Below are 12,835 nucleotides of genomic sequence, written 5' to 3'. Positions count from 1 at the left end.
TTTGAACCTTACCTGGCCATTGTAACTGATTTACCCCCCTTGACAACCTGCGCCTTGACCTCGTATGCGGCGGCAAAGCCTTTTCTCCTTAAGCTCATGCCGTCGTATGCTCCCGAAAAGTTGCGTTTAAACCCATCCTCTGGAATAAAGCTCTCAAGCAGAAGGCTTTCTTGACATTGGCAGCCGTTTGTACTAGTTTCCGTATACGAATGGAACGACATTCATTCGTAACACTATCTTGAAGTGCGCTCCAGGTTACATCGACCTGATAGCGAAAAAAGGGAATGCCGTGCAAATCGGCAACGGACCCGCCGCTGTAACCGACGACGAACGTCACTGAAAACCAATGCAGCATCGCGCTGTGTGAAGGTGTGACAAGTAGGTTTGAGTCGGAAGTCAGAAGACCTGCTTCAAGATTTTATATAGGGACCGGTTTCGGGGCTGAACCGTTTCCAGGGCGCAGTGCGTCCAATTTTCTTTGGGATAAAACGGGATCCCGGAGAACCTGTATCAGGTTCTCCGGGATTTTTTTATGTCGGGTGCCGGCCCCTGCCCGATGCTATTTGTTGAATTGTCGAAAGGAGGGATTCATGCTCGGCAATTATTTTTCACGAGGGGCAGTCCTGTTATGTCTGGGGGCCTGTTTATTGCCGGCTCCGTTGCGAGCCGAGGCGCACCGCACCCTGGATGCGGTGGTGGTTACGGGTACCCGGTTTCCTGTCACGGAAAGCGCGAGCCACCGTCTGGTCACGGTGGTTACAGCCGAGGATATGCAGGCGCGCGGTGCGCAAAATCTTTACGAGGGGCTGAGCAAAGCGGGTGGCCTGGCATTCAAAACCCAGGGTCCCCTGGGCCTCAGCAACGGCGGCATGACCAGCGACCTGAGCATTCGCGGCCTGCCGGGGGGGGAGCTGGTCCTGGTTAACGGCATGCCCATTCAGGGTGCCGGAGGCGCGTCCTACGATCTCGATACCATTCCCATCGAGCAGATCGACCGGGTTGAGATTCTTAAAGGAGCCGCCTCGACCCTTTACGGTGCCGATGCCATGACCGGGGTCATCAACATCATCACCAAACAGCCGGAAGAGGTCGCTCTGACCAGCATGCGCGCGGAGCTCGGCGAATACGGTTATCGGAATTACAGCGTCGGAATCAGTCGCGCCAATCTGACCGCCGGTATGACTTACCAGCATCTCAACGATCTGCACAAAATCTATCAGAAGACTTACCTGAACCCCACCTCCAGAAGCACCCCTGCGCACTACGACGTCGGCAATACGGACCGTTACGGGTTTAACCTGAGCTTCAGTCCGCTGCAGGACCTGACCTTTGATCTGCTTGCCAGCTATTATCGCAGCGGTTGGCAAAAAGTTTACGACGCGGGCGGCAAAAGCGGCATTGCGGGAAAACTAGAGAACCAGTTCACCCAGCAAAAATACAAACTCTTCACCGATGTGCGCTACGAGAAAGACCGCTATCGCCTGAAGGGATTCTTTTCCCTGGGGACCACCAATGTCGACTACGATGTCTACGGTGGTAAAAAGGTCACGGATGGCTCCAAAGACTCCTGGAACAAGGAGTACAACGCCGGACTGTCGGGCGACTATCGCTTCGAACTGCCGGAAGACATCGCCCTGACGACGGGTGCGGAATATATCTATCGGGCAGCCAATTACCGCTACAAGTACAAGGAACATCACCGCCACGATGCCGCGGCCTTTGTCGAGGCGGAGAAAACCTTTTTTGAGCGTTTGACACTGACGCTGGGCATGCGCGAACAATTCATTCTCCCCGAAAAGGAAGGGGAGGAATATAACCGCTGGCTGCCGGCTGCCGGACTGAGTTTCCAATTGACCGAAACGACCCGGTTGTTCGCCAATTTCAGCACGGCGTTCCGGGCACCGACCTTCAATCAGATGTTCAACGACTCGTCCCGGCTGGTCGGCAATCCGGATCTGCGTCCCGAAAAAGGCAAAACCTACGAGGCCGGGGTCAAGTTCACCGGCAGAGGCCTGAAAGTTCGCCTGGCCGGGTTCTATATGGATTACGAGGATAAAATCGACACCGGCTATATCGACGGAGTCGATGACAAGACCTACTTTAACGCAGGCGATTACGAAAGTATCGGTGTGGAATGGCAAGCTGACTGGCGGCCGTTTGTCGGCAGTAGGGGACCATGGCATACCCTGGCCCTGCGCTGTTCGGGATATTGGGCCGACCCGTCCGCCGAGGATCCGGACGGTCAGGAGTATCGGCCGGGGCCGAAGTTCCAATCCAGCCTGGGAGCTTCCTGGCAATGGCACAAGTTCGATGTGGAATTGAGCGGAACCATTCTTGCGGGGCGGGAGGACTATCTGGATGATGCCTATACCATGGATATCAGTGCCGGGTACCGTTTGCCCGTGGGCCGGGTTTACGTGACCGTCACCAATCTGCTGGATGAAGAAGTGGTGAGTGCCGGCAATCAGGATCCGGAAAGCAGCTACCAGTACGAATACTACGAAATGCCGCGTTTGGCGCTTATCGGGTACGAAGTTACCTTCTAACCGAGGCTTTACAAAAAACAGGCCGCTGCCCTTGACGGGTAGCGGCCTGTTTTTTTCGCCTTCCCATGAGCCGTCCGGTGCGGTTCATCGAAACAGCTCGGGACGGCGGTCGTCCAGAAAAAACGTTCGCCCTTGTGCACGCGTGCGGTTCACTCCATCGAGATCGAGATCCCAAAACAGTAACCCTTCACCCGGTTCGGTGCGTTGGGCAAGCAAGGTGCCGGTGCGATAGTCCCACACCCCCAGACCGCCACTGCAATCGCTGCTTTTGAGTTTTTGAACATGATTGCAGGCGGCAACATACATGGTGTTGTCATAGGCGCGGGCTCCCATATAGCGCTGCCACAATTGCATGCGATCGGGACCGGCATGGGGAGCAGCATGGGGTGCCAGCAGCAGTTGCGCTCCCTGCACCGCATAAGCAGTGGCCAGCTCGGGAAAATGCAGATCGTAACACAGCCCTATGGCGAATGTTATCGGCATTCCCGCGCGGCTTCTGGTCGTAAAGACGGGCAATGCATCACCGGCGCAAAATACCTCGCGTTCGCGACGGCCAAGGTGGGTTTTGCGATAACGTTCTATCGAACCGTCGGCTGAAGCGACCAACTGGGTGATGTAACACGCTGACCCGGATTTTTCGATCAGACCGGCCGACACCACCATGCGATGCTTTCGGGCCAATGCCGCCAGGTGGCAAGAAGCCCGTCCCGGCACCACTTCGGCAAGCTCGCCAATCCCGCTGCGGGTGTAGCCGCAAATGGCCAATTCCGGAAAGCAGACCATCTCGGCGCCTTGCCGCGCCGCCTGTTCGGTCCAGCGGGCGATCCCTTCCAGATTACGGGTGCAATCGCCGATCTCCGATACCGACTGCACCAGTGCCAGACGAAAAGCCCCCAGATCCGATAAACCGTTTTCTGTCATATGTTCTCCTCTGCTGGACAGGGTATCCGATTATATCCGGCACAGAGATAGATACAACAGGCTTATCGGGGCGCGACGACAATGATGGTGTTTGTTGGTGGACCGATGGGGGCTGGCCGGAGGGTTCTCCTTAAGTTAATTTGCATCCGGAAACTCAGGATGCACACTGCGTAGTTTTCATAAGGGAAACGAGTGATTTTTCCCAAGGTCAAGAAAATCGAGCACTTGCGCGGAGGCGTAGTTTTTACGCCGCACAAGCAAGTGGGAAGATTGACGCAGAGATTGGGGAAAAGGACCGTTTTCGGATGAAAACAAAGTTAATTTGCCCTTCCGAGTCGCTGCAATGGGTGGGTTGGCTGAGGTTTTTTCTTTTTTAGCGAATTTTTTTCTTCCATCGACGGCAGGTGCAGTGCAAAATGGTTCGCTGCAACCTGATCCTGTCCTTTTATGAATTTTGGGCGAGGGAAAATCCTCTTTCCCGGAGACATGTACCCGGCCTGTCATTCGCTGATTTAACTGGCTGCCAACAGTTAATCACTTGAAACGGGACCGTCCCCGAAATTCCTTCGGCCATTCAACCGGCTGCCAACGGTTGATACGCTAAAGTTTCCCGCACGCAAGCTTCCTAATGTACTAATTCCAATAGTTTTCGACCTAAACATTAACCGCTTTAAAAGTTAATCGCAAGTGGCTTGCAAGTCACTGTTTATAGGAGTTTTTTTTTGATGAAATCCCTTCGCAATCGTATTTTGTTCCCTGTGATCGGTTTTATTATACTCGGCATGGCCCTATCCGCGGTCCTCTCCACCCGAACCACATCCCATATTGTCCAGAACATCATCACCGACCAGCTGGAAACCCTCACCCGGAATCTGTCCGCGCAAATATCGGCCTGGATCCAGGACCTGCGCGGTGATCTCAAAACACAGTGCCGACAGGAAATATTCACCAAAATACTGTCGCAGGAAACACCCCGTGCGGAAGAGCTCGAAAAAGCCAATAAACTCATGCAGGAGTTTATGAAGACCTACGATATTTACGATTCCATTACACTTATCGACAGAACCGGAAAGGTTGTGGCCCATCCCAATCCGGAGGTGATCGGGCTTGACCTGTCGACCCGTTCCTATTTCAAGTTGGGGATGCAGGGCCAAAACAACATCAGCAATGTCATCAAAAGTAAAGTCACCGGACGGCCGATTTTCACCATAGCGGAGCCCATGAAGCTGCATGGAGAGGTGATCGGTGTTCTGACGTCATGCATCGAGCTTAGCAAGTTTACGGAACAGTTCATTGTGCCGATCAAAATCGGCAGCGACGGTTACGCCTTCATGACCGACAAGACGGGCATGATCTGCAGCCATCCGGATACGGATGTCATCCTGCAAACCAACATCAGTGCTTTTGACTGGGGTAAGCAGTTGATGAGCCGGAAAAATGGCATCGAGACCTACACCTTTGAGGGGATTGAAAAAATCGTCAGTTTCCGTACCGAGCCGACCACCGGTTGGTTCGTTGCCGCCGGAGCGGATACCGAGGATATTTTCAGCGTGATCGACAGTCTGATCATGCGCAATGGCATCATCGGCATTATCGTTGTGCTGGTGCTGGCCGTTATGGTCATTTTGATTGTCAGGCCGATTACCAATATCCTCGGCAAGGGTGTCGCATTCGCCCAGGATATCAAGAACGGTGATCTCTCCGGTCGCTTGCACTTTAGCCGCCGAGACGAGCTGGGACTGCTCGCCGAGGCCCTTGACACCATGGCCGACAGCCTCCAGCAAAGAGCCGCATTGGCCGAAGCGATTGCTGACGGCGACCTGACCCGGGATGTGGTCTTGACCTCGGAACATGATGTGCTCGGCCGGGCCTTGCGCAACATGACCGATCGCCTCAATGACATCCTTAGGCAAATCGACAGCGCCAGCGAGCAAATCGATTCCGGTTCCGGCCAAGTCGCAGATTCCGCCCAGGCGCTGTCTCAGGGAGCTACCCAGCAGGCGGCTGCCATCGAGGAAATCGGTGCCAGCCTGGGCGAACTGTCCGGCCGCACCCATGAGAATGCGGAGAATGCGCAGACAGCCAACAGCCTGGCCAATACGGCGAGAAGAGCAGCGCATGGCGGCAGTGAACAAATGCAGCAGATGGTTGCCGCGATGCAGGAAATCAGCGAATCGGGCCAAAATATCAGCAAGATTATCAAAACCATCGACGAAATCGCCTTTCAGACCAATCTGTTGGCACTGAATGCAGCAGTCGAAGCGGCGCGAGCCGGACAACATGGCAAGGGCTTTGCCGTAGTCGCCGAGGAAGTCCGTAACCTGGCCGCGCGTAGCGCCGATGCCGCCAGGGAAACGGCCGAGTTGATCGAAGGCAGTGTCAAAAAAGGAGAAAACGGCACCGATATTGCCAACCGTACCGCCGCAGCTCTGGAAGAGATTGTGGTCGGTATCGGCAAAACCGCCGATTTGGTGGGAGAAATTGCCGCATCCTCCAAAGAACAGTCGGACGGTCTCGCCCAGGTCAACGACGGCATCAATCAAATTGACGCCGTCACTCAGAGCAATACCGCCGGCGCCGAAGAAAGCGCAGCGGCAGCCGAGGAGTTATCCAGTCAATCGGCCTACATGCGTCAGTTGTTAAGTCAGTTTCGTTTGCGTGGTCATGCTGCAAAACCCCCAGCACCCGGTTATGCTCAACAGCCGTCAATCTCTGCTCCCAAGGCGGCCCAAACGCTGAAAGCCGAAACGGCGGGACAAAACAGCTCGATACCGCAAATCGCTCTCGATGATGCGGACTTCGGCAAATACTGAAGTTAACCGGATCACACACTTGTAAAACAGACGGAGGCTGCCCTGTTTGAGGCAGCCTTCGTCCGTTTTAACAGGGAAAATCTCCCCCTTATCGTATCTCGGGAACATCAAATCAGGCGGTTGTTTCCAAAATCGGCACGCCCGCAAATTATGGAGCCAACCGAACACAGTGCCGCAGCCGCACGCAACCGAAGCATGAAAGGTGCGGACAGCCGGACGTATTCGATGCCGGGATGTTCCGTACCCGGGAGCTTGAGAAAACACCATCCGGGATTAAACTGAAAGAAGGTAACACCGTGCAAGGGGACAGGCTCCGCTTATCCGGAGGATAAGGGCCGGGGCGTTGTCACGAAACGAACCGATAGACGCAGAGAGCGGGGTAAGGGGCCGTTTCCGGGAGAAACTAACCGGCTTAGGGAGGGTTAGTGGCCATGAACGATGACGAACGTATCCGAAAATTGATCGAAGGCGCACTTGCCAACGATATCCGTATCAAACTGCCCGAAAGCCATTTACGCATCAGCTACCATGATGGCACGGCAACGCTTGCCGGAACCATCGATACCATCGCGGGCAAACGCCTGGCCAAACGCCTGGCCGAACAGGTGCCGGGGGTGCGGCAGGCATACGACCTGTTGGATGTCGCCATTGCCCACAGGATGGGGCACAAGGAAATCACACAACACATCCGCCATGCGTTTATCCAGGAGCGCAACATCGATGAGGAACATATCGATATCGAGACCGATATCGATGGGCACGTGACCTTGCGGGGGCGGGTTCATTCCATGGTGCAGCACCGACTTTGCGAAGTTATGAGTTGGTGGGTGCCGGGGGTCAGGAACGTGCTCAACATGATAACGATCGTACCGCCGGAAGAGGACAATGACGAGGAGCTCAAGGATAACCTCCTGGTCATCCTCGAAAAAGATCCGTTGGTCGATCCCAAGCATTTTCAGGTTCAGGTAAGCGATGGCATGGTGACATTGCGCGGCCGGGCCAATTCCGATATCGAAAAAGCGGCGGCAGAAAACGACTGCTGGTTCACCCCCGGTGTCGTTGACGTCAATAATCTTCTTGCTGTCGGCTAACCTCCGGCGGATCGGGCATTGTGCCTGGCTGTTGGCAAGGCTTGTCTCTTTTAGAGATATGCTGAGCTAAAAACGGAAATACAAAAGGCTGCCTTTTCGGGCAGCCTTTTGTTTTACACATTGCGAGACGCGGCTCAGGGCTGGGCCATGGTTCGTTGCCACTTATCGGTAAAGTTGTCTTTGATCCAGTGGCCGTCAAGCCATTCGCGGGGGTTGACCTGGAGGCCGGACAGGACGATGCCGAAATGCAGATGGTCGCCGCCGGCCATGCCGGTGGCACCTGTGCGGCCGATGATCTGCCCTTTGCTGAGCTGATCACCGACGGCCACGTCGATGCTGCTCAGGTGGGAGTAAAGGCTCTGCAGGCCGAGGCCGTGATCGATGATGATGCACTGGCCGTAGATGCCGAAATCCTCTGCCATGATAACCGTGCCGCTGTTGCTGGCCGGTACCGGAGATGCCGCCAGAGAAGCCAGGTCCAGGCCCAGGTGGGTCTGATGGTCGACTTTTTTGCCGTTGAACATGTAATCGCGCTTATCGTTGAAGTCCGCGCGGGGAGCCGCATTGGGCAGCCGCAAAAAGGCGCCCTGCCACAGGGGGCGATCGGCGGTTTTCGCGGCCAGGTCATTCAGCTTGGCAACGTTTTTGGCCCGCAGTTCGTTGTTGACCCGCAGAAAGAGTTGCAAGGGGTCGGTCACCGTCGGGAAATAATGCTGAAAATCGGGCATTTTGTTGTCCAGAAACCGCTGGCTGATATTGATCCTGTCGCTTCGCCCCGGGCGGGGAATGGAGTGATAGTAAAAACCGCCTGTGCGCTGGTTGCCCGCCTGGTCCTCCACGATCACGCGCGGTGAAAAGGCACTGCGCCGGATATTGTGCGGCCAGGCGAACAGGCAGGCGTAGACGCCGTTATCCTGCCGGTAAGCCGGGAAAAAACGATCCGCCACCTGGACCCCGGCATATTTGACATCTTCGTTGACCCGGAACATGGTCAGACCGACTCCCCCTTCGTAAACGTTGTGGGCGGTGGTCAAAACCGAAATCACCGGCGGTTTGGTATCGTATTCAAAAGTAAAATTCTGCTCCCCTTTATTCGCCAGGGTGGCGTAATCGCTGGTCTTGACGGTGAGTTGCAGCGTGTCGTTTTTGAGAGACAGTTTTTCCAGGGCCAAGGGAATCTCTGCCTGCTTTATGCCGCGCTGGAAGGTTTTGTTGAGCAACTCGGTGACTTTGCCCTCCTGGGAAACACTGACGACAACGGATTTCAGGCCGGTGTCGGAATCCTGCAGGTGCAGCACCGGCGGTTTCCGGGTCGATACGGCACCGCTGGCGGGAGACAGGGTGATCTGCGGGGGTGCGTTATCGCGCAGGAAAAGATAGCCGATGGCGGCGCCGACAATGAGCAGTAAAACGATCATGATGGCATGGTTTTTCACTGTGAATATACCTCGCAAAGTGTTTCTTGAAGTCAAAAGAATCGAAGAGGCGCGCCGGCCTCTTCATGTGTGGGGAGCCCGGGAGGTGCCGGTCAGCGTGCCGCGGTGCGATACCAGAGTGCCGCCGTCAATCCCCATACCGCGTAAACCAGCAGTACCAACAGCGGAGTCAGCGCACCGTACCCGAATCCGAACAACCCCCGGCCCGCCATGGGCATCTGGTGTAACAGCATGAAGGCCGACGGAGCAAGACTCCATAGCAGGCCTCGGGTGGCCGGGCGACCGGGCAGCAGGGGCAAGGTGAACAACAGCCCCCACAGCCCGCCGATCACCAGGCGGGGATAAAGCCATGCAAGGGACAGGCCGGGATGAAGACCGATGCCCATCCAGGCAATGACGCCGTCACGTCCCAGCTCCCAGAACAGCAGACTGGAGAGCAGGCCACCGATCGCTCCACCGGTAAAAGCGGCACTCAGATTGCGTAACATAGATCCTCCTCAGGACAGCCCTTTTCACGCAAAGGCTTTTACTCCCAGCGCCCGCGGCGCTTGTGCAGAGAAATAACTTCCACATGTCCGCTTTCGTTGATCAGCGACGTCGACAGCCAACTGACGGTGCTGATGATCAGGGACCCGAGCACCGCCCACCAGAACCCGCGAACCTGCAGGCCGCCGATAACGCCAGATGCCATCATCAGCATCAGGGCATTGATGACAAAAGTGAACAGCCCAAGGGTAAGAATATTCAGCGGCAGGGTGACCAGCAGCAGAATGGGGCGAAACAGCGCATTGAGAATGCCGAGGGCTGCGGCGGCGAAAAAGGCGGAAAAGGGTCCGCCCACGGTGATGCCCGGCAGCAGGTAAGCGGCAAGCAGAATGGCAAGGGTCAGCACACACCAGCGGATCAGCAGGCCTCGCATCGGTACCTCCGGCGAAGATGGTGTTCACAAGTAAGCCCTGGACGGCGGAGGCCGCGGGCAGACGACACCACCAAGGATAGCGTAAATTACCTCCGGATAAAAGGGGGTAGGATCAGCTGCGCCGCGGATGATTTAACAGCAGGCGCAGTACCATCCGGAGAATTGCGGCAGAAAGACGTTGTCGATGACATGGATAATGCCGTTGCTGCAGCGGATGTCGGTTCGGGTCAGGGCCGCATTGTCGATACGCAATTCCCCGGCCTCCAAATGGGCGGTCAGGTGTTTGCCGTTGCGGGTATAGATGTTCTCCTCGGCTTCAAGGCCCTCGAAGGGATGCTCGCCATCGACCAGGTGGTAGGTGAGGATATCGGTCAGTTTCGATCGGTCGAGCTGTATTTCCTCAAGGTTGATGCGCGTGAAGGCCTGGTTGTCGGGTGCGAACAGGGTGATTTTTTCAGCGTTGGCCAAAACCTCCAGCAGGCTGACTTTGTTCAGGGCATGCAGCAGCGTTTCGAAAGCCGGATCTTCTCTGAGGGTGGTCAGGATGCTTTTCATGACGGTCTCCTGATGGGGGAAGGGGGTAAATATAACCTCGATAGACTTAATTGTATCATGCCGGGTCTCAGGGTGCAGCCGATGTGCAACCTGCGTCGGCCGGCCAAGGTGTGGGGAGTTGGAGGACTTTTTAGAGGCGGTCAGCATGAGAGAGGTTGCGCAAAACGGGGGGTCAAAAGTCCAACATGGCCTTTATATCGGCAAAAGCGTTGTTTGCCAATTGATCTTTTTCTTCCTCGGTGGTTGCTGTCGGTGCGTCGCTGGCGGCTGAATGCAGAACCTCGTCGGGAATCTCTTCGAGAAAACAGCTGGGTGAACGGAGTTGCATGACGCCGAATTTTTTCCTGCGGGCGGCTCCAAGCAGTGTCAGTTTTTTCTGCGCTCGGGTGATGCCGACATAGCAGAGACGGCGTTCCTCTTCGATATTGGAGTTTGCGCCCTTCGATTTTTTGTGCGGCAATAGCTCATCCTCCATGCCGACCAGAAACACGCAGGGAAATTCGAGCCCCTTGCTGGAGTGCAGACTCATCAGCACGACGGCGTCGCGCTGCAGTTTGGCATCTTTGTCCTGACGCGGCGGTTCGTCCCGGTCGAGCAGCGATACCTTGTCGAGGAACCCTTCCAGGGTCGGCTGCACTTCGCGCTGTTCGTAAGAAGCCATGGCGTTGATGACCTCGGCGACGTTGGCCATGCGTCGCCGCGCCTTGTCCGGATCCTGGGCGGTGCGCAACAAATCGTCTTCAAACCGCAGTTCCTGGAGTAATTCGCGGCCCGTATCGCTGAGCTGGCCGACACGGAACCGGCGCCGGAAGTTCTGCATCAGGTCCACGAAGGTTGCGATGGATTCCATAACCTTGTCGCCCAGCCCTTCGACCTCTGCGGGGTTTTTCAGAACCTGCCACAGCGGAATATCATGCTCGGCGGAAAAACGGATCAGGCGGTCGGCACTGGTGTCGCCGATACCGCGCTTGGGCGTGTTGAGGATGCGCAGCAGATTGACTTCGTCACGGGGGTTGAGCAGCACCCGGAAATAGGCCAGCACATCCTTGACCTCCTTGCGATCGAAAAATTGCTGGCCGCCGATGAGTACATAGGGCACGTCCTGGTAGCGCAGCTGTTCTTCAAAAGCGCGCGATTGAACGTTGGTACGGAACAGAATGGCAAAGTCGCGGTAACTCAGTCGGGCCTTGAATCGTTCGGCCATGATGCGTTCCACGACGACCCTGGCTTCGTCCTCGTCATCCTCGCACAGCAGATAGTCGATTTTGTCGCCCGGTCCGTCGGCGGTCCATAAGGCCTTGATCTTGCGCTTGAGATTGTTACGGATCACCGCGTTGGCTGCGGTCAGGATATTGCCGGTGGAACGGTAGTTCTGTTCCAGGCGAATCACCATAGTGCCGGGAAAATCTTTTTCGAAATCGAGGATATTGCCCAGATCGGCGCCTCGCCAGCCGTAGATGGACTGGTCGTCGTCCCCGACCACGCAGAGGTTACGGTGTCCTTCAGCTAACAGCCGCAGGAGTCGGTACTGGGCGGCATTGGTGTCCTGGTATTCGTCGACCATCAGGTAGCGGAAGCGCTGGCGGTATTTTTCCAGGACCGCCGGTTTGTCCTGCAGAAGACGTACCGTCAGCATGATCAGGTCATCGAAATCGACGGCGTTGAAGGCTTTTAAAGCACGTTGGTAACGGGGATAGATGGTGGCGACCACCGGCCCGTATTCATCGCCGTGAGTTGGGGCAAAGCGGTCGGGCGGGATCAGACGGTTCTTGGCGTCGGAGATAAGCCATAGCACCCGGTCGGCGTCGAACTTGCGCAGCCCGGTATTGACCTCCTGCAACAGGTCGCGAATCAGACGCAGTTGGTCGGCGCCGCCATAAATGGAAAAGTTTTTTTTATAGCCGAGCTGTTCGATATCCTCTTTGAGAATGCGAACGCACAGGGCATGGAAGGTGCTGATAACCATGCCTTTGGCCTGTTTGCGGCCGACGATGCCTTCCACCCGTTCACGCATTTCCCGGGCCGCTTTATTGGTGAAGGTGACGGCGAGAATGGCTTGCGAAGGTACGCCCCGGTCCTGCAGCAGAAAGGCAATGCGGCTGGTGATGACGCGGGTTTTGCCCGAGCCGGCACCGGCCAGCAACAGCAACGGGCCTTCCGTATGCCGTACCGCAGCACGTTGTTGTTCATTCAGAGCAGATAGATCCATAGGGCCTGGCCGATGCGGGGTGTTGTGTCTGGAAGTAAGGGTGGCGCGTAACGCAGGAGTCTGTTGGACTATACTGGCCGACGCGAAAGTTTGGATGTTTGAGAACAGATTTTAGCTCATTTGAAGGTTCATAGTTGTAACTATGGGCCGAAAAGGAGCTGAAATATGGGCCAAACAGCCGAATTTGCAGCCGGAGCATGGATAGTTCTACAGCCTCCTAGCGAAACAGCGCGGAACATAGCACAGCTTGCGGTGCGCGGCAAGAGCCGCTTGAGCGGCAACCTCGCTCCTTTGACGGTCAGGGAGCAAAGGGTCGTCAAGGAGTGGGGCGGTGTGTGCGTTTAC

The 12,835-nt window shown here is 56.0% G+C and carries 9 protein-coding genes and 1 riboswitch; of the genes, 3 read left to right on the top strand and 6 right to left on the bottom strand.

Annotation, left to right across the window (positions count from 1 at the left end; genetic code table 11):
- Positions 1-229 precede the first annotated feature (229 nt).
- Positions 230-427, top strand: a riboswitch (cobalamin riboswitch).
- Between the two features lie 163 nt (positions 428-590).
- Positions 591-2,546, top strand: a complete 1,956-nt coding sequence (locus PCAR_RS16060) for a TonB-dependent receptor plug domain-containing protein (RefSeq protein ID WP_011342758.1) — start codon at positions 591-593, stop codon at positions 2,544-2,546.
- An 84-nt stretch (positions 2,547-2,630) separates the two neighbouring features.
- Here the strand turns inward: PCAR_RS16060 and PCAR_RS16055 are convergent, their stop codons facing one another.
- On the bottom strand, positions 2,631-3,467 hold the full coding sequence (locus tag PCAR_RS16055; RefSeq protein ID WP_011342757.1) for a nitrilase family protein: 837 nt from the start codon (positions 3,465-3,467) through the stop codon (positions 2,631-2,633).
- Positions 3,468-4,192: 725 nt separating this feature from the next.
- On the opposite strand from PCAR_RS16055, the gene PCAR_RS16050 reads away from it, so the two are divergent.
- Together PCAR_RS16050 and PCAR_RS18160 are read left to right on the top strand one after the other, a co-directional pair.
- Positions 4,193-6,280: a methyl-accepting chemotaxis protein gene (locus PCAR_RS16050; RefSeq protein WP_011342755.1), complete on the top strand. Its 2,088-nt coding sequence runs from the start codon at positions 4,193-4,195 to the stop codon at positions 6,278-6,280.
- A gap of 431 nt (positions 6,281-6,711) precedes the next feature.
- Positions 6,712-7,371, top strand: a complete 660-nt coding sequence (locus PCAR_RS18160; protein WP_011342754.1) for a BON domain-containing protein — start codon at positions 6,712-6,714, stop codon at positions 7,369-7,371.
- A 134-nt stretch (positions 7,372-7,505) separates the two neighbouring features.
- Here PCAR_RS18160 and PCAR_RS16035 read toward each other — a convergent pair whose 3' ends face one another.
- The 5 genes from PCAR_RS16035 to PCAR_RS16015 all read right to left on the bottom strand — a co-directional run bounded on the left by PCAR_RS16035 (position 7,506) and on the right by PCAR_RS16015 (position 12,490).
- Positions 7,506-8,807 (bottom strand): M23 family metallopeptidase, encoded by a 1,302-nt coding sequence (locus tag PCAR_RS16035; protein WP_011342753.1) that lies wholly within the window; start codon positions 8,805-8,807, stop codon positions 7,506-7,508.
- Between the two features lie 92 nt (positions 8,808-8,899).
- Positions 8,900-9,295, bottom strand: coding sequence for a hypothetical protein (locus tag PCAR_RS16030; protein ID WP_011342752.1), 396 nt, complete (start codon positions 9,293-9,295; stop codon positions 8,900-8,902).
- Between the two features lie 38 nt (positions 9,296-9,333).
- A complete protein-coding gene (locus PCAR_RS16025; RefSeq protein WP_011342751.1) occupies positions 9,334-9,726 on the bottom strand; it encodes a phage holin family protein in 393 nt (130 codons plus the stop codon).
- Between the two features lie 132 nt (positions 9,727-9,858).
- Positions 9,859-10,281, bottom strand: a complete 423-nt coding sequence (locus PCAR_RS16020; RefSeq protein WP_011342750.1) for a fasciclin domain-containing protein — start codon at positions 10,279-10,281, stop codon at positions 9,859-9,861.
- 172 nt (positions 10,282-10,453) lie between these two features.
- Complete coding sequence (locus PCAR_RS16015) at positions 10,454-12,490, bottom strand: ATP-dependent helicase (RefSeq protein ID WP_011342749.1); 2,037 nt, start codon at positions 12,488-12,490, stop codon at positions 10,454-10,456.
- Between the last annotated feature and the right edge of the window lie 345 nt (positions 12,491-12,835).

Origin of the sequence: Syntrophotalea carbinolica DSM 2380 (genome assembly GCF_000012885.1) — a bacterium.
GTDB classification, from domain to species: Bacteria; Desulfobacterota; Desulfuromonadia; order Desulfuromonadales; family Syntrophotaleaceae; genus Syntrophotalea; species Syntrophotalea carbinolica.
The sequence above is the reverse complement of the archived record's forward strand: the minus strand, read 5'-3'. Positions and strand labels throughout refer to the sequence as shown.